Source organism: Desulfobacterales bacterium, from assembly GCA_034003325.1.
In the GTDB taxonomy this organism is placed as follows: Bacteria; Desulfobacterota; Desulfobacteria; order Desulfobacterales; family JAFDDL01; genus JAVEYW01.
In genome coordinates, this window is sequence record JAVEYW010000007.1 from 117,835 (window position 1) to 136,019 (window position 18,185).

Annotated in this window: 19 protein-coding genes; 18 read left to right on the forward strand and 1 reads right to left on the reverse strand. The window is 51.3% G+C overall.

Going from position 1 to position 18,185, the window contains the following annotated elements:
- The first annotated feature begins 929 nt into the window (after positions 1-929).
- The 3 genes from RBT11_09475 (at position 930) to RBT11_09485 (ending at position 6,596) form a co-directional block, all read left to right on the forward strand.
- Positions 930-1,562 (forward strand): outer membrane lipoprotein-sorting protein, encoded by a 633-nt coding sequence (locus RBT11_09475; GenBank protein ID MDX9786995.1) that lies wholly within the window; start codon positions 930-932, stop codon positions 1,560-1,562.
- A gap of 17 nt (positions 1,563-1,579) precedes the next feature.
- Positions 1,580-3,445 carry an AMIN domain-containing protein gene (locus RBT11_09480; protein MDX9786996.1) on the forward strand — a complete coding sequence of 622 codons (1,866 nt, stop codon included), beginning with the start codon at positions 1,580-1,582 and terminating at the stop codon, positions 3,443-3,445.
- Positions 3,446-3,605: 160 nt separating this feature from the next.
- Positions 3,606-6,596, forward strand: a complete 2,991-nt coding sequence (locus RBT11_09485) for an MMPL family transporter (protein MDX9786997.1) — start codon at positions 3,606-3,608, stop codon at positions 6,594-6,596.
- A 150-nt stretch (positions 6,597-6,746) separates the two neighbouring features.
- Here the strand turns inward: RBT11_09485 and RBT11_09490 are convergent, their stop codons facing one another.
- A complete protein-coding gene (locus RBT11_09490) occupies positions 6,747-7,508 on the reverse strand; it encodes a putative 4-mercaptohistidine N1-methyltransferase (protein ID MDX9786998.1) in 762 nt (253 codons plus the stop codon).
- A 289-nt stretch (positions 7,509-7,797) separates the two neighbouring features.
- On the opposite strand from RBT11_09490, the gene RBT11_09495 reads away from it, so the two are divergent.
- The 15 genes from RBT11_09495 to atpE all read left to right on the forward strand — a co-directional run bounded on the left by RBT11_09495 (position 7,798) and on the right by atpE (position 18,033).
- A complete protein-coding gene (locus tag RBT11_09495; GenBank protein ID MDX9786999.1) occupies positions 7,798-8,859 on the forward strand; it encodes a ketoacyl-ACP synthase III in 1,062 nt (353 codons plus the stop codon).
- A 27-nt stretch (positions 8,860-8,886) separates the two neighbouring features.
- Positions 8,887-9,057 carry a Trm112 family protein gene (locus RBT11_09500; protein ID MDX9787000.1) on the forward strand — a complete coding sequence of 57 codons (171 nt, stop codon included), beginning with the start codon at positions 8,887-8,889 and terminating at the stop codon, positions 9,055-9,057.
- 85 nt (positions 9,058-9,142) lie between these two features.
- Positions 9,143-9,673, forward strand: a complete 531-nt coding sequence (locus RBT11_09505; protein MDX9787001.1) for a DUF4416 family protein — start codon at positions 9,143-9,145, stop codon at positions 9,671-9,673.
- 165 nt (positions 9,674-9,838) lie between these two features.
- The gene (locus RBT11_09510) at positions 9,839-10,723 is read left to right on the forward strand and encodes a YicC/YloC family endoribonuclease (GenBank protein ID MDX9787002.1); all 885 of its coding nucleotides are present in this window, start codon (positions 9,839-9,841) and stop codon (positions 10,721-10,723) included.
- Positions 10,724-10,813: 90 nt separating this feature from the next.
- Positions 10,814-11,107, forward strand: a complete 294-nt coding sequence (locus RBT11_09515) for a DUF370 domain-containing protein (GenBank protein MDX9787003.1) — start codon at positions 10,814-10,816, stop codon at positions 11,105-11,107.
- On the forward strand, positions 11,085-11,744 hold the full coding sequence (gmk, locus tag RBT11_09520) for a guanylate kinase (GenBank protein ID MDX9787004.1): 660 nt from the start codon (positions 11,085-11,087) through the stop codon (positions 11,742-11,744). The genes RBT11_09515 and gmk overlap by 23 nt, the downstream gene beginning before the upstream one ends.
- The gene (rlmB, locus tag RBT11_09525) at positions 11,741-12,529 is read left to right on the forward strand and encodes a 23S rRNA (guanosine(2251)-2'-O)-methyltransferase RlmB (protein ID MDX9787005.1); all 789 of its coding nucleotides are present in this window, start codon (positions 11,741-11,743) and stop codon (positions 12,527-12,529) included. The genes gmk and rlmB overlap by 4 nt, the downstream gene beginning before the upstream one ends.
- Positions 12,529-13,752: an isocitrate dehydrogenase (NADP(+)) gene (gene icd / locus RBT11_09530; protein ID MDX9787006.1), complete on the forward strand. Its 1,224-nt coding sequence runs from the start codon at positions 12,529-12,531 to the stop codon at positions 13,750-13,752. Before rlmB ends, icd begins: the two co-directional genes overlap by 1 nt.
- Complete coding sequence (locus tag RBT11_09535; protein MDX9787007.1) at positions 13,710-14,588, forward strand: ComF family protein; 879 nt, start codon at positions 13,710-13,712, stop codon at positions 14,586-14,588. Before icd ends, RBT11_09535 begins: the two co-directional genes overlap by 43 nt.
- Positions 14,585-15,406 (forward strand): peptidoglycan editing factor PgeF, encoded by an 822-nt coding sequence (gene pgeF, locus RBT11_09540; protein ID MDX9787008.1) that lies wholly within the window; start codon positions 14,585-14,587, stop codon positions 15,404-15,406. Before RBT11_09535 ends, pgeF begins: the two co-directional genes overlap by 4 nt.
- A 6-nt stretch (positions 15,407-15,412) precedes the next feature.
- A complete protein-coding gene (locus RBT11_09545; GenBank protein ID MDX9787009.1) occupies positions 15,413-16,207 on the forward strand; it encodes a dihydroorotate dehydrogenase electron transfer subunit in 795 nt (264 codons plus the stop codon).
- 117 nt (positions 16,208-16,324) lie between these two features.
- Complete coding sequence (locus RBT11_09550; GenBank protein ID MDX9787010.1) at positions 16,325-16,543, forward strand: AtpZ/AtpI family protein; 219 nt, start codon at positions 16,325-16,327, stop codon at positions 16,541-16,543.
- A gap of 28 nt (positions 16,544-16,571) precedes the next feature.
- The gene (locus RBT11_09555) at positions 16,572-16,958 is read left to right on the forward strand and encodes an ATP synthase subunit I (protein ID MDX9787011.1); all 387 of its coding nucleotides are present in this window, start codon (positions 16,572-16,574) and stop codon (positions 16,956-16,958) included.
- A gap of 1 nt (position 16,959) precedes the next feature.
- Positions 16,960-17,649 (forward strand): F0F1 ATP synthase subunit A, encoded by a 690-nt coding sequence (gene atpB, locus RBT11_09560; GenBank protein MDX9787012.1) that lies wholly within the window; start codon positions 16,960-16,962, stop codon positions 17,647-17,649.
- Positions 17,650-17,742: 93 nt separating this feature from the next.
- A complete protein-coding gene (gene atpE / locus RBT11_09565; GenBank protein ID MDX9787013.1) occupies positions 17,743-18,033 on the forward strand; it encodes an ATP synthase F0 subunit C in 291 nt (96 codons plus the stop codon).
- Positions 18,034-18,185 lie beyond the last annotated feature (152 nt).

Genomic DNA, 18,185 nt, shown 5'->3' on the forward strand with positions numbered 1-18,185 from the left:
GTTTTTTTGTGATTTAGCATTTTTATTTTTTAATTAGCACCCATTCAAGGCTATAACTGATTGTAAAAAAAAGCACATTTTATGTTAGCTTTTTACTGCGTCATATTATAAAGAGGAAAGTAGCAACAAACCAACATAACTACAAAAACAAAAAAGGAGCCCATCATAACATGCGAGAAAATGGCAAAATCCGATGCCCTATTGCCCCAAATTCTGAATCACCCACAGAGTCAAGAGCTTAAAATAATCATCGGGCCCATTAACGCGGACTCTACCATCTGCAGCCGCATTCTGCAAGATTTGAATAACGGCAAAGCGGAGTCTCAGACTATTTCGGGTATTAAAATTGGGGACATTCATGATACGCGCTGTCAGGTAAAAAATAAAACTTTTCCTACCCAACCCCCCAAAAAAACCTTTCACCGGCGGTGATACCCCCCTGGCACTACTTTACACATGATATTATCGGTCCGGATCTTTGCCGTTTTTAGGTTAAAAAGGCAGCTCTTTTAACCTGACATCCATTTGCGGTATGCTCGGACGAGGCGGACGTGTGATTCTCCAATGATGCGGTATTCACCCCATGCCGACTCTGTAAAGGCAAGCGCCTGATTCCATCCTGCTGAATTCCATCCAATACTGAACGCCACCCGGTGGTTTTTTCTTTGACAGCCAACCCCCCGCTATGTAAAATCCGAAAACATAATTTTGCTCGGTCAGAGGATAAAAGGGGGTTGGGGGGCATAACGTTTTTTTATTGATTTGGGGATATCGCTTTGAACAACAAAACAATTTGGATGTTATTTCTCCTTTTCGGGTTGGCAGGGGTATCATCCTCTCCGCTTTCTGGAGAATCAATTGATGGGCGCACTCTTGCGCAAAGAGCGTACGATCGGGACGTTGGCAATGACTCCAGGGCGGAAGTCAAAATGCTCTTAATTGATAAGGGAAACCAGAAAAGATTCAGAGCCCTTGTCATGTACGCCAAAGACTACGGGAAAACATCCAAGAGTTATTCGCGATTTACCTCCCCGGCGAGCATTGCGGGAACCGCTTTTCTGACCTGGGGAAATGAGGGCAGAGACGATGATCAGTTTCTGTACTTGCCGGCGCTTCAGCGGGTTCGCCGCATCGTTTCCAGCCAGAAATCCGGCCGGTTTGTCAACACCGATTATACCTATGAAGATTTTCAGACAAGAGAAGTGGACGCCGATGACCACAAAATTCTCAGAGAGGAAAAATGGCGGGATCATGACTGCTGGATTCTGGAAAGCATACCGCGGGAGTTGAAGGATACCCAGTACGGCAAACGAATTAGTTGGGTGATCAAAGACATTTATCTACCTGCAAAAGTTGAGTATTATGACAAAAAAAACAATTTAGTCAAAGTGTTTACCAGCTCGGCGATCAAAAGAATCGACGGAATCTGGACCATTGTTGAATCGGAGATGAAGGATCTCAAGCGGCGGCATCGGACCCTGATGAAAACGGAAACTATCCGTTATAACAGCGGTATTTCGGATAGAGTGTTTACAACGGGGTATATGGAACATAAGGAATGATGAGAGGATTGCGCATAATGAGGAAACTTTTGGCTGTTTTTGGCGGCCTTATCGTTCTAACCTTTTTTGTTCCACTAACTATCGGATGGGCAATCTCTTCCTCGCCAGGGGTACGGGGGATTATCCTTGAAAGTCACGCGGGCATCGATATCATTCATGTGCAAACAAGCCTTCCTGTTGAAAAATATCAGTCGGTTATGTTGGATAATCCCAAACGGGTCGCGGTGGACCTATTGGGCGGCGATGCCCAAGAAAGTGTTGCCCCGGACAGAACGGAAGGCCGGTTTGTCAGAAACCTGCGGATGGGTAAACATCCCGACAAGGTTCGAATCGCAGCGAATTTACCGGAAGACCTGCCGCTGACCTATTCCGTGGTCAAAGGTGAGGATGAAATTGAAATCCGAATTGCGATGGCGGAGCAGGCGGAGGAGCTCGATGGTCCGGAGGAGGACATGCAAGAGGAGGATGCAGGCATTTTATCTCAGGAAGCTGATGAGGTAGCGGAGGGTGATCCGGAAAAAGAGGAAGATGTCTGGGGGGATGCACCACCGGGACCTGATGAGGAGGCGGATGCTTCCAATGATTCGCTATGGGAGGATAAGGGCGATGCCGAAGGGACGGATGAAACCGCAACCCGAAGCGTGGAATTGACCGGGCTGATCAGACACAAGATCGCCTTTGACATGAAAGAAGACAATAACCTCGAACACGACTTGCACAATCACAGCGAGGTACAACTCGGTGTAAAATATGTGCCAAATGACCGTTTTCATGCGATTTTATCTATGGATGCCGATTATTTTGTGTACGGCAATGACGGGGACTGGGATTATGACGATACCCTTCGCCTTCATAATGCGTTCGTCAATTGGAGCGGGCCGGGGTTTAACGTGAAAGCCGGCAACCAGATCGTTCGGTGGGGCAAGACCGACGGATACAGTCCGCTGGACAACGTGAATCCCGAGGATTATCGCGAAGGGATTGCCGGACGCCGGGAGGACAGGAAACTGCCGATCCCCATTTTGAACCTCGAATGGTACCACGGCAAATCCACCCTTCAGGGGATCTATCTTCCGGTATTTGTTTCCCCGGCACTTGACCGGGAGGGAGCGGATTGGGCCTTTTTCCAGCATGCGGATAAAACGCTTGGCGCTTTCAGTGTTCACGAGCAGGATCCTTCCTTTTCACTTCGGAACAGTGAAGCGGGCATCCGGTTGTCCGGCACCGTGCATCGCTTGGATTACGCCTTCAGCTGGTTTCATACCCGGGAAGACCTGCCGGCACCCGACAGCATTATTTTGCCCGGTGGGTTTCCGGTTCCATCCGGAAACGGATCTATGACCGATCTGCTATTTCTGTGCCAGTTGACAGGGCAACCCCTGGTCCTGAAGCATGACCGGCAAAATATATATGGATTTGAACTTGAAACGATTATGGGCGACTTCGGGATCAGGGGGGATGTTGCATACTTCGACGAAAGCAGCTATTTTACGCGTGAGTTGAAGCGGACCCGGAAACCACTGCTCCAGTACATGGCAGGCATTGATTACAACGGCGAAGGCGCGTTATATGCGAATTTACAGTTGCTTCAGAATTTCATCATCAATTATGATGACCGGATCACCGGCGCCGATGAGGTTGTAACCGCCGTAACAGGGTCGCTGTCGAAAGAATTTTTTTACGGGCATGCGAAACCTGAATTCCGGTTTTATTATGATTTTTCCGGAAATGCGTTCATGCTGAACCCAAAACTGATTCTGAATTATTTTGAACCGCTCATGATGGAATTCGGTGCGGAAGTCTTCTATGGCACCGACGGAACCATATTTGAGGTTGTTGATGGAAACGACCTGGTATATGCTGTTTTCGAGATTAACTTTTAGCCGTCTCCCTGGGCCGGCAAGCCCTCGATCAGGCGCAGACACGGATAACCGGTTTGTATTTGATGGACAGTGATTTCCTTTTTTTTAAAGCCTTCAGCCTTCAAGCTTCAAGCCTTTAGCTTCCGGGGAAGCCGGATCAGCGTGGAATGTGACGGATGCGATGCCCGGAATAACGCCATCGAAAGACTCTTCCGATAAATTTCAACAGCATCTCAAAGAGGCGGAGTTATATCTGCAACAAGGCCTTTTGGATGAGGCAAGGCGAATTTTTTCCTCGCTGCATCAAAAACTAAAAGAAGAACTTGACGCAGCGGAGGCCGGTCAAAAACTGCGCCCCTCCGGCCGTGAAAAGCTCGTCAACTCCGTGCGCTCGCTTGAGGTCAGATTAAGGGAAATCGATCAAAAAAAAGCGGCTTTTCTGGATTCAGCTGGTGGCCCCGTAAAAAAGATAGAGGCGGATCTTACTGCGGAAAATATTCTTCAGAGAGGTATTTTGCTGCAAGGGCTCGGCTTTTATGACGAGGCCATCGATGAATTCCGGCATGCGGCGGCCCAGCAGGCGGAAATGGTGGGTGAATGTTATGAGCACATCGGTCTGGCCCTTTTGGGAAAGGGTGAACTTGAAAACGGGGTTCATATGCTGCGCCAGGCCATTGACCTCGAGGCGGATCAATCCGACAGCCAGATCCGTATTTATGAAAAAATCGCAGACGCATATGAGTCCATGGGGAACAAACAAAAAGCGATCGGCGTTTATCGTGAGCTTATCTCACTGGATGCGCATTATGCCCGGGCACTTCAAAAAATAGATCAACTGTCAGCGGAACTGAGGCGTTCTCCCCTGGAACTGGCCACCATCTGCCGGTATCCGAAATGGTTTCTCATCGCGAGCATTCTGGTGGCACTCTTTTTTATGGCGTTCATCCCTTCCGTTAAAACCGTTGACAATATCGATTATTTTGTTCTCGAACAGCATCCGGATACTCTGTTTTATAATCATATTAAATCCGTTTTCGGAAACGATGAGTTCTTTATCGTGGCCTTTGAGAATGATGCGGTGTTTTCAACCCAATGCCTGACCGCCATAAAAAACATTACTGAAAAAATCGAATCACTGGAGGAGGTCGAGGAGGTTATCAGCCTGGCCAATGTCGAGGATATTGTAGGAGGCGCCGACTATTTTGAGACTGGAAAATTTTTTGAAGAAATCCCGGAGGATGCATCCGAACTGGCCGTCCTTGGAAACCGTGCGACCGGAAATCCCTTGTATGTGAAAAACCTTATTTCCACTGACGGCAGGTCCGCGGCGATTATTGTCAGGCCGCATGACCGGCCGCAGGACGAAGGGTTGCGCAAACGGTTGGTGGAGAAAACAGAGGCAATCCTGAAACCCTATGAAACGGAAATCGGTCGGTTTTATTTGAGCGGCGGGACCATCACCAATTTACGGCTCAGCCAATACCTCAAGAAGGATATGGCGATTTTCATGCCGGCCACCTACCTACTGATCACTCTTGCCATATGGATGTTCTACAGGAAGGTGGTATTAACCCTGCTTGCAGTTTTAAACATATCGGTCTGTGTCGGCGCGACGTTCGGGTTGATGGGGCTTACGGGTGTTACCGAAAATAATATCACCAGCATCGTGATCCCGTTGGTGATGTCCCTTGCATTATGCGACACGGTTCATATTTTTTCCCATCTGGACATAACGCTGCTGGATCGGTTTCAGAACGAGAAGGAGGCGCTTGCCCATATTCTGAACCGGGTCGGACTTCCCTGTTTTCTGACCACCCTTACAACCGCCGTGGGTTTTTTTTCATTGGCAGTGAGTGAAATTCAACCAATCAAGGAGTTCGCCTGGATCGCGTCGGCCGGCATGGTTTTCGAGTTTATGTTTTCCTTCTTTTTTCTGCCACCGCTTCTGTTGTTGTTTCACCCGCGACGTATTTATTCCGCCCATGAAGAGGGAACCCGCATGACGGCATTCCTCAAAATGTTGCATGCGATTTTAGTGAAATACAATCGATGGGTGCTGCTTTTCAGCGCGGTGATTGTGATAGGTGCAATCGTCATGATTCCCCGGGTGCGGGTGGAGACGAATCTCATCGAATTTTTTAAGGAAAAAAGCCCTGTTCGCGTTGCGCTCGACTTTATCGAAAAGCGTCTGGCCGGCATCGAGACGATGGATATCTCTTTTAAAGCGGACGACCCCGATGCGTTTAAGTATCCGGCGAATCTGCTCGTGATTGAAAAGGTGCAGCGGTATGTTGACGGGTTGAAGGGGGTTGACAAGTCCTTGAGCTTTGTGGACTTCATGAAGGACATGAATCAGTCCTTTCACAGCGAAAATCCGGATTTTTATCGCATACCGGAATCCCTGGAACTGGTTTCACAGTATCTGCTGCTCTATGATTCTGAGGATATCAGCGATTATGTCAATTCGAGTTATGACCATGCGCGGTTGACTCTTCGCTTATCAGTTCATAGCTCCAGCGCGCAGAAGCAGCTGATGAAAAAGATTTCTGATTTTATCAACGAAACGGATAAACACGGCATCGATATTCGCATTACCGGCTCAACGGTCAACTTTATTCATATCATCGAAGCGTTAGTAAGCAGCCAGGTGAGCAGTTTAGGTCTTGCCACCCTGGTTATCAGCGTCATCATGCTGATTGTTTTTCGATCGGTGTCTCTGGCGGCCTTGAGCCTGGTGCCGAATTTATTTCCGATTCTATTGAACTTCGGCATTATGGGGGCCACCGGCATCGCCCTGGATACCGGAACCGCCATTATCGCCGCTGTGGCGCTTGGCATCGCGGTTGACGACACAATCCACTTCTTATCGGAATATCAACGCAAACGGGCGCAAGGGATAGCGCTTCCGGCGGCATTGGAAGATACGATCATGCAAAAAGGCCACGCGATTATCGCCTCTTCGCTGATTCTCAGCCTCGGGTTCGGTGTGCTTGTCCTCAGCAGTTTCGCTCCGATTGTCAACTTCGGAATGCTTTGCGCGATTATCATGGTGACGGCGATGATAGGAGATATCATCGTGTTGCCGGCGATCATTTTATTGAAAAAAAATAGGGGACAGGCAAATAATACTCTCATCCTTCTTAGCAAGACCAAGAGCCAGAAAAAACGGTAAGTTTAAAAATTCCAAGTCCCTTATTGATGGCCGCCCCCTTTTTTTCACTGGAAAAGCTAAAATGATACCTGCTTGCCCAATCGAGCCACCAAAGCGCTTCTGTAGCTCAAAACCAATTGGGTTTATAGTAATACAAACCGAATCCCCCCATTACAGCACCCGCTCCCACAACGTTGCCTGACTGATCGTGTGTTGAAATTTTCGAGCGGTCTCCCGAATGACAAATTCAATATCCTTTGGTGTCCCGAGCATTTTGAAATGAGGTTGCAGCAAGCCACGCAACCCTTGAAGGGTCGTATAAGGCTCGCCGTTCTTTTTGAAACCGCCGATCCAGTTGTCCCGCCGGGTAAATTCCTCAAGCCAGGTATAGGGAGAGGTGAGCACCAGCAGCCCGCCCGGGTTGAGCCGTTCATGAATGGTGGCCAATAATTTTCCGGGATCATAGAGCCGATCGATCAAATTAGCCGCGAGAATCAGGTCATAATTAGTAAACTGTGGGTTCAGGTTGATCGCGTCCGCCTGAAAAAATTCCACCCGGCCGGCAAAAGAATCAAGTCCCAAGTCGGATAACCGTTTCTCATGGTAGGAGAACAGCTCGCCTTCTTCCGCCAATGCGTAATGGATCACCCCCTTTTCCCGAAGCTGAACCGCGATTTGAATAAACCGCGCTGAAAAATCCAGCCCCGTGACGAACGCAAAGGTTTTGGCCAGCTCAAAACTCGCCCGTCCCACGGCGCATCCCAGATCCAGCGCGCGTTTCATGGGGCGGCCCGTCATAAAGGAAAGTGTATGGGTAACGCAACGGACGGAAAAATTCCCCGTGCCAAAATGGGGAACACCGTAATGCGCATCACAGTACTGGGCAAGCGCCGAATCGGTTTCGTAAATGGCTGCGGGCGACAAGGCATTCAATGACGCTTCCTCCTTGAACGGAATCTGGGCTAAATGGTTTCCTGCTTATCTTCGGCCGTTCCAGAATTCAGAATGATGATAAGCTAGTTTTGAATATCCATGCTTTCTCCCGGGCGCGTTGGCATGTTAATAACGCAATACATCAGAGATGGACCCGTATCAATATGGAATCGCGCCAATGCCGATGCAACCGAATTCCGCGTTTTTTTAATTCCGCTTCCTCTTGTGAACGCAACGATAATTCGATATATTGGCGCAATTTTCAATTTAAGGAGAAAACGGTTTTCATATGGCAAACTCAATTATCACCGCCACGGGATCCTATATCCCCGATAGAAAGGTTCCGAACCAGCACTTTCTCAATCACGAATTCTATGACGAGAAAGGCGAAAGGATAGCCAAACCAACGCCCGAGGTCGTCACAAAATTACAGGAAATTACCGGTATTCAGGAACGTCGCATCGCTCCGGATGATCTGAACACGTCCGATATCGCCACATTGGCCGCGGAAAAAGCGCTGGCCAACATGGATCGCGAAACGCTTGATTATATCATTGTCGCACAAAATTTTGGGGATGTGTCTCTTGCTTTTCGTCAAACGGACATGGTCCCCTGCATCGCGGCCCGGGTAAAACACAATCTGCGAATTAAAAACCCCTTTACGGTCGCCTTTGATATTCCCTTCGGGTGCCCCGGCTGGCTGCAGGGAACCATCTTGGCCGACTATCTGATTAAATCCGGAGATGCCAAGCGCATTCTGGTGATCGGCGCGGAGATTCTCTCCCGTGTCTCGGATAAATTTGATATGGATTGCATGATATTTGCTGACGGCGCCGGCGCCACCCTGATGGAGGCCACCGCGGAAAACACCGGCATTTTGAACCACCTTACCCGCTCGGACACATATCGTGAAGCCCATCTGTTGAATATGGGCCGATCCTATCAACCGGAGCGAACCGGTCAGCAGCTTTACATCAAAATGAAGGGGCATGAAATTTATAAATATGCCGCAAGACAGGTTCCGAAAACAATCAAACAAAATCTTGACAACGCCGGCATCACCTTGACCGAAGTGAAGAAGATTCTGTTGCACCAGGCAAATGAGAAAATGGACAATGCCATGTTAAATCGGCTTTTCAAACTCTACCAGATCGAAGAAATCCCCGCAGATATCGCGCCGATGATTATTTCCTGGGCCGGTAACAGCTCCGTGGCCACGTTGCCCATCATGTTCGATCTCATCCAAAGAGGAAAGCTCCCTGATCATCGGTTACAACCCGGTGATATTGTTGTTTTCGCCTCGGTCGGCGCCGGCATGAATACCAATTCCATGATTTACCGCATGCCCTGAAAAACAGGGTACCCCAGGAGGAAACCAATGGCCGTTAGTAAAGAACTTCTCGATATTCTAGCCTGTCCGAAATGCAAGGGTCCTCTTTCGCTCAATGAAGCTGAAAACGGCCTCATTTGCCATCATTGCAAGCTTCTTTATGAAATTCGGGATGATATACCCATCATGCTCATAGACGAAGCCAAGCCGATAGACTAATGCGGACTATTTTGCCCGAAACCCTTAGGGGCACGGTGCGCCGTGCCCCTACAGCGCCAGGACGAAAAAAGAAACCCGATTGCCCATGAGCCAGCCGCAACCGCCTCAATCCGCCAAACTCGTCATCGGCCTTTTTACCCGCCAAAAGGACCTGTTTCATCCTATTGCGGCAGCACTTTCGGAGCGATTCGGGGCCATTGACATGATAAGCTCCTGGTTTCCATTTGATTATACGAATTATTACGAAACCGAGATGGGTACTGGGCTGTTCCGTCGCATGGTGGTGTTCAAGCAACTCATTGGGCAAGATGCGCTTTCAACGATAAAGCTCGCCACCAACACCATCGAAAAGGACTATTGCGAAAGCGGCAAGCGCCGGGTCAATATCGATCCGGGATACCTTTTACTTGAACGGTTCGTTCTGGCCACCGGTAAAAATTTCGCCCATAGAATCTATATCGGCCATCATATCTATGCGGACCTGACGCTGATATACACGCAGGGAAATTTTCAGACACTGCCCTGGACCTATCCGGACTATGCCGGCGATGAGATGATTGGGTTTCTTAAAAAAGTTCGAAAAAAATTCGCTTTGGATTTGAAGGTTGGGGCTTAGAGCGTAGAGCCCTTTATCAGAAACATACACGAAAAAGCGTGTATCATTGGAGAAGGTTGTTAGCTGCCAAGCATCCCAGCATCCCAGCCGCCCAGCATCCGGCTTTGCCGCATTAGGGCTTAGAGCGTAGAGATTGGAGAATGGAGAAAGGAAACGGAAAAACGCATGATCAATAGCATGACGGCTTTTGCAAGGGCGGAACACGCGACTGAGAAGTTATCGGTTCTGATGGAAATCAGGGCGGTTAACAGCAAGGCACTGGATATGATGATTCGCATTCCCTCCGGCTATCAGCCGCTGGAAGAAAGAATCAAATCATTGGTGAATCAACGGGTGTCAAGGGGTAGAATTGAAATCAGCTGCCAGGTAACGCCGCTGGATCCGGATGAGGCCGAGTCTTTTGAAATCAACACGATAAAGGCAAAAGCCTTGTACAAGGCACTCAGTGCGCTGAAGGATGAATTGGGGCTTACCGGTCCCATTGCCCTGGAGCAGATTACCGCATCGGGAAATATTATTCGGCCGGCGGAAAACGAGCGGAATTTGGATTCGGACTGGATAGTGATTCAGGCCTGCCTGCAAACTGCATTGGACGCGCTGTGTACCATGCGGGCCGCAGAAGGCGCCAACCTGGCGGCGGATCTGACCCACCGACTGGGAACCATCGAAACGCGGCTTGTGGACATTGAAGCCGCGTCGGCGGGCTTGCTGACACGCTACCGCGAGCGGCTGATGGAGCGAATATTGGCCATCACGAAAGGGAGCATTGAAATCGATGCCGCCAGAATCGCCCAGGAAGCAGCCATTTTGGCGGATCGTAGCGATATTTCCGAGGAGATTATTCGAGCCAAAAGCCATATTCAGCAGTTCCGCGCCATCATGGCCGAGCAGGAGGCCAGCGGCCGGAAACTCAACTTTCTGCTGCAAGAATTTAACCGGGAGTTCAACACCATGGGCGCCAAGGCCGGCAATGCCGATATTTCCCACACCATTGTCGAGGTCAAATCAGAACTTGAAAAAATGCGCGAACAAGTGCAAAACGTGGAATAATGAAAACATCGTTTTTCCCCGGGCGGCAAGAGGGCGTCGAGCGGCATACCGAACTGCGCCCCACAAGCCTTTTAAGGTGATGGAGTGATTATGGAACAGGATTTATTAAATATCGGATTCGGCAACACGGTGGTGGCGGACCGGGTGGTGGCCATTGTGTCTCCGAATTCAGCGCCCATGAAACGGCTCAAGGACCAGGCCAAGGAAAACAATCGGCTCGTGGATGTCACTCACGGCAGACGTACCCGGGCGATCATCGTCATGGACAGCAACCATATTTTTCTCTCCGCCATTCAAGCGGAAACCGTTTCTCAACGATTTGCCGCTTTAAAAGACCCCAAAAAAACAAAGCCGAGCCTTCATGCCGACGAAAACGAACTGTAATCGCGCTTCAAACGACCAATTTCCCCCTGCCAGAGGTCACATTTTTATTGTTTCCGCACCATCCGGCGCCGGAAAAACAACGATGTGCCGCGCGTTGCGGGGAAATATTCCGGATCTGCGTTATTCCATCTCCTATACCACCCGTGCGCCCAGGCCCGGAGAACAAAACGGCATCGATTATCATTTTATTACACAGGCGGAATTTAAAACCCGCTTGACCCGCGGCATGTGGGCGGAGTGGGCCGAGGTCTACGGCAACTATTACGGCACCGATGCCGAATTTCTGGAACATACCGTGGCCGCCGGAGAGGATGTGCTGCTCGATATCGATGTGCAGGGCGCCACTCAAATTGTGAAACGGTTTAGCGACAGCATCACCATTTTTATTCTGCCCCCGTCCATGGATACGCTGGCGCAGCGGTTAACCAAAAGGGGCACGGCTTCGGCCGAGGACACGAAACGACGATTGGACAGCGCGGCGGCAGAAATCGCACAGAAACACTCATACCGCCACATCATCGTCAATGATGATCTGAATAAGGCTGTCTCGGAATTAACCACCCTGGTAACGGCCTATCGGGAAGGACGGGTTTCCCCCCTCACATCAAGGCCAGAAAACGCGACCGGGCCGGTATGAAAACGGAACTCCTTTACGGCCATCATCCGGTTAGAGAGGCGCTGAAAGCCAGCCGAAGAAAGATTCATCTCCTTTACTTAAGCCGGGAGGCCGCTTCAAGCCATGCCATCCTGGCCCTTGCCGAACAACAACATATTCCGGTGGAAAGAGTAACCGGGGATAAAATACAATCCTTGACCCGGACAGACAAACATCAAGGGCTTTGCGCGGTAGTGGACGGCTTTCCCTTGACGAGCGACACGGAATTATTTAACACGATGAGCCAAACCGGCAAGCCGGCTTTTTTTCTGGTGATCGACGGCGTTCTGGACCCCCACAATCTGGGGGCGCTGATTCGCAGCGCGCTGGCCGTGGGCGTAGGAATGGTCATCACGCCGCAGGATCGAAGCGTTCCGCCGACCGCCGCCGTGTCAAAAGCATCGGCCGGCGCGCTGGAACATATCCGATTGGCGAGGGTTACCAACCTGAGCCGAACGATCGATGCGTTAAAGGAAAAAGGCTTGTGGGTCTTCGGACTTGATCGGGCGGCGGCGAGGCAACTATATGACACGGACATGACGGTCCCCACAGCCCTGGTGGTCGGCGGTGAGGAAAAAGGCATTCGGCCGCTGGTCAAAAAGCATTGCGATGGGTTGGTATCCATTCCGCAGCTGGGACCGCTTAATTCCCTGAATGCGTCGGTGGCCGGCGCCGTGGCCATGTACGAGGTTCTGCGCCAGCGAAATCGCTCGACCCCCTATCAACAAAATGAAAAAACGCTTTATTCCGCGAAAGGTGACGCATAATGGAAACAGGAAACAAAATTGTTAAAAACGCCGACGGCACCCTGACCGTCCCGAACACACCGGTCATTCCCTTTATTGAAGGGGATGGTACCGGACCCGATATCTGGCGGGCCTCCAGACGGGTCATCGACCAGGCAGTGGCGCACGCCTTCGGCGGCACCAAAAAGATTCTCTGGAAAGAACTCAATGTCGGCGAAAAGGGGTTTGAAAGAACCGGCGAGTGGCTACCGAACGAGGCCCTTGAAGCGATTCGGGAATACGTGGTCGCCATCAAGGGGCCGTTAACCACACCGGTTGGAAAAGGCATTCGAAGCCTCAATGTGACCATTCGGCAAAAACTGGATTTGTACGCCTGTGTTCGGCCGGTTCAATACATCGACCCGGTGCCAAGCCCCATGAAAGCCCCCGAGAAAATCAACATGGTGATCTTTCGGGAAAATACGGAAGATGTCTACGCGGGGATTGAATGGGCCAGCGGCAGTCCGGAAGCCGAGAAAATCGCCGCTTTTATTCGGGATCAAATGGGCGCCGAGCTTCCGCGGAATGCCGGTATCGGCATTAAGCCCATGAGCCCGCAGAACAGCAAGCGCCTGGTCGCCAGCGCCATCCTTCATGCCATCGACAACCACCTGCCCTCGGTCACCCTCATGCATAAAGGCAATATCATGAAGTTCACCGAAGGGGCCTTTGCCACCTGGGGATATGAGGTTGCAAAGGAAAAATTCGGGGACAAGACCCTTACCGAGGCCGAGCTGTGGGACACCTATGACGGCAAACAACCGGAAGGCAAAGTCGTGATCAAGGACCGGATCGCGGACATGCTCTTTCAGCAGGTGCTGCTGCGGCCGGAAGAGTATCATGTTATTGCCACGCCGAACCTGAACGGCGATTATATTTCCGATGCACTGGCCGCGCAGATCGGCGGTCTTGGTATGGCGCCGGGCGCCAATATCGGAGACACCTGCGCCGTGTTCGAGGCCACGCACGGCACCGCGCCCAAATATGCCGGACTGGATATGGTAAACCCCGGCTCTCTGATTCTCTCAGGCGCCATGATGCTCGATTATATGGGATGGAAAGCGGCCGCCGATCTGATCAGAAGCGCCCTGCAGCAAACCATTCAAAAAGGAATCGTCACCTATGACCTGGCCCGCCAGATAAAGGGGGCGACCGAGGTCAAATGCTCCCGGTTTGCCGAGGAAATAGTCAATCAAATGGGATAACCCGAAGGAAGGGCCGATGGGAATGGCGCCGTCTCGGGTCCGCTGTGCTGGGCCTGCTGCTGCCGTTAAGATGCCGGGCTTGCGGGCAGGCATTTCATTCTTTCCCTGAAAACCCGGGAACACCGGTGATAGGGGGCGCTTCGCCTGTCGACGAGGGGCGGGTTCCCATGATGAATGGCTTATGGTGCCCGGCTTGTATGTCTCGGTTCAGGCCGATCAGCTCTCCGCTGTGCAGCCGGTGCGGCATCCTGTTTACCAGCCGGGAAGGGGCGGATCATCTTTGCGGCGATTGCATTTCAGCGCCCGGGCATTTTGCCCGCGCTCGGGCCGCCGGTGTGTATGACGGCCCCCTCATGGCGATGGTTCACAGCCTGAAGTACAAAGAGAACACCACCCTGGCGCGCCCGTTGAGCAGCCTGCTTTATGTCGCATTTCAACGGTTTTGGAAGTCCGAAAGCATTGATCTTGTGCTGCCGGTGCCCCTGCATCGAAAGCGAATGCGACGGCGTGGATTCAATCAGGCCTGGCTGCTGATTCGGGACTGGCCGGATCGGTTTCAAAAGACCTATGGTAAGGCGTGCGGAATCGAAGTGCAAAACGAATACCTTTTCCGCCACCGGCCGACCGCGCCGCAAACCGGCCTGGGAAAGCACCACCGGCAGCACAATATTTTAAATGCATTTTCCGTGACGCCGGCAGCCGGAATCACCGGCAAGCGCATCCTTTTGGTGGACGATGTCTTCACCACGGGCGCCACCGTCAACGAATGCGCCCGGGTGCTTCTGGCAGCCGGTGCCCGGCAGGTGGATGTGTTGACCTTGGCAAGAACGATGTGAGCCGATTGTGCGTGGCGGCTGAAAAAAACGGGTGGTGTGTGTTGATTGAAAAGCAGGTTGAGGGGGTATCGTATTATGAGTTCCCTCATTTTTCAGAAATTGCGGGGCTGCGCCATGGCGTTTTTACGCGAAAGGGCGGTCACAGCCGCGGGCCGTATGCGAGCTTGAATGTGGGGCGGTCGGTGGGCGATTCGCCCGAGGCCGTAGAAAAAAACCGGCTTGCGGTGCGGCGCGCTCTTGCCGATGCCAGCTTAATATTTATTCACCAGGTGCACGGCAGCGACATTGTCGTTTTCGAGGGGCATTCCCCGGAGATGCCCCCGATCATTCCCCCCGTGGGCGACGCTGTCATCACCAATGTCCCCGGCGCCCATCTCGTTATTCAAGCGGCGGATTGTCAATCCGTCATGCTGGTTGATCCGGTTCACACCGCCATTGCCAACATTCATTCCGGATGGCGGGGCAGTATTCAAAACATTGTCGAGCGGACCGTGGAAAAATTGGCAGCGGTGTTCGGCTCGCGGCCCTGCGACCTGTTGGCAGGAATCGGGCCGTCGCTCGGTCCCTGTTGCGCGGAATTCATCCATTATAGAGAGGAAATCCCCGAAGCGCTATGGCAATATAGAACCAGGTCGTGTTATTTTGATTTCTGGGCCATCAGCCGGAACCAATTGCAGGCTGCCGGCGTCATGGCACACAATATTCACCAAAGCAACCTGTGTACCCGGTGCCGAACCGATCTTTTTTTCTCTTATCGGGCCGAAAAAAACACAGGCCGGTTTGCCGCTGTCATCGGCCTGACCGGGGTAACGGATTAATTCACCATGATACAAGAAAGTGCGAACGTTCTGTGGAACCGGCCCAAAGGGCCCGCCTATTACAGCCTGGGGTTGGCGTGCAAGGGCTATGCACAAGCCATACCGGGCCAGTTTGTGATGCTTCGCATCTCACAGCAACACGCCCCTCTGCTTCGCAGGCCGTTTTCCATTCACCGGTTGATTATTCAAAAGGGACAATGCGTCGGCATCGAACTTTTATATAAGGTGGTGGGCGTGGGAACAAGACTGCTTTCCAGTGCACGGAAAGGAGATTTGCTGGATATACTGGGACCCATTGGAAACGGTTTTCGCATTCCGGACCGATATCACACCGTCTACCTGGTCGGCGGCGGCATCGGTGTCCCGCCGCTGGTGTTTCTGGCCACGCAGCTGGTGCAATCCGGCATGTCGCCTGCCGCATGCCGCATGTTTTTAGGCGGCCGGTCAGAGGAGGATCTGCTGTGCATCGAGGATTTTAAATCCCTGGGAATCGCCGTGCACATCACCACAGATGACGGCAGTGCCGGGGACCATTGCCTGGTCACGCATCCCCTGGAAACAGCGGTCGCCCAATCGCCGCCCGATGGGATATATGCCTGCGGCCCCCTGCCGATGCTGGCCTGTATCGTCGGCATCAGTGAAAAATATGCCGTTGCCTGCCAGGTATCCATTGAATCCATGATGGCTTGCGGCATGGGTGCGTGTCTCGGCTGTGCCGTTCCCAAACGGAATGACCCGGACCGATATTGGCATGTGTGCAAGGACGGTCCGGTATTTGATGCAGCGGATGTGTCTCTGTAACGCCGCCAAAATTGCCAAAATTGCATTGACTTGACCGGCGGCTTGTGTTAGTGCCCTTTATCTTATAGTCATGCCTGATGAGACGGGTCAAACGCATTCGAAAGGACGGCGCTGTTTTTGAAAAAAGAAAACCGGCAAGCATTCAGGGAACTGGCTTTTTACAGCAGTCTCGGCCTGTCGGTGGCATTTTCGATCTTCATCGGGCTCGGGCTCGGGCTTTATTTGGACCGCAAACTCAACACCCATCCGTGGGGGTTGTTTATCTGTCTGGGACTTGGAATCGCCGCCGGTTTTCGCAACATCGGACTTGCCATTAAAAAAACCAGGAAGTTCTGACCAGCGGCAACGGCGGAAAGAGGGAATAGTGAATATTCAACAGCGATTATTGGTATTTGTCACCCGATCCAATTGGGTGCTGTTTGCCATCGCCAGCATTCTGAGTGTTTCCCTGTTTTCTTTAGACTTTGCGGGCGGCATTTTTTTCGGTGGTCTTATTGTCACGGTCAACTTTCACCTATTGTCCGGAACGCTGAAAAAAACGCTCACACCGCCGCACATCGGGTCGCATACTCTGGTTCTGGCAAAGTACTATTTTCGGTTCGTTGTCAGCGGCGCGATCATTTTCCTGCTTATTTGGGAACATATCGTAGACCCCGTGGGGCTTATCATCGGTCTTTCCGTGGTCGTGGCCAGCATTATGCTCGCCACCATGCGTGAAATCAAACTTTTACTCTGCAAGGAGGCTGTATAAGGTGGAACATCCGTATTTGTTTTTGGTCAAATTGTTCGAGATGGTCGGCTTGGGCAGTTTTGCCCATCATTATCCGCATGTTATTTATTCCTGGTTTGTCATCGTCGTTCTGATTATTGTGGGTGCGATGGCTGCCAAAACCGTAAGTCTGATTCCCACCAAAATGCAGAACTTTTTTGAGGTGGTCATTTCGGGGATGGAAGAATTCATGGTCGACATCACCGGCGAGGAAGGCCGGTGGCTCTTCCCGTTGCTGGCAACGGTATTTATCTACATCGCCGCATGCAACCTGATCGGCCTGGTTCCCGGTTTTTTCCCCCCGACGGCCAACTTGAACACCACCCTATCCTGCGCGCTTGTCGTTGTTGTTTCCACGCACCTCATCGGTGTGAAATACCACGGCGCAAAATACATCAAACACTTTATGGGTCCCATTTGGTGGCTGGTACCGATTATTTTCTTTATCGAAGTAATCGGTCATATCGCCCGAATCTTGAGCCTGTCCATTCGTCTTTTCGGTAACATGATGGGCCATGAACTGGTGTTGGGAATTTTATTCATGCTCGCGGGCGCCTTTCTGGCACCGCTGCCGATTATGGCGTTGGGTATTTTCGTGGCCCTGGTGCAGGCGTTCGTTTTCTTCCTGCTCTCGGTCATGTACTTTACCGGCGCAATGGAACATGCCCATTAATCAAGCATCGTTTTTTCGACGTCATTGTTTTTTATACAGGATTATGGAAGAAGCCAAACTTTAATACTTTTAAATGAGGAGGTAGAGTTAAACATGGAAGCGAATGCATTACAGTTTTTTATTGCTTGCGTTACCGCAGCTGGTTTCGGTATCGCCGTTGCAGCGTTTGGTTGCGGTATTGCCCAGGGCCTCGGCCTGAAAGCAGCCGTCGAAGGGATTGCCCGGAACCCCGAATCTTCAGGTAAGGTAACGGTTACCCTGCTGATCGGTCTGGCGCTGATCGAGTCTTTGTGTATTTACGCTCTGGTTATCGCGCTGATTCTGATTTTTGCGCATCCGCAGGCAGCAGCCATCGCCGGCTTGTTAGGTGGCGGCGCGCACTAACGCATATTTGCGGATACATCTGTTTTTATAAAAAAGGCGGCGCTGAATATTTTCAGCGCTGCCTTTTTTACATTCGAGAACACCGCAAGCCTTCAATCCGCACCCGCTATTCAACCAATTTCATATCGGCTATTTTTATAGTTTAACTATCG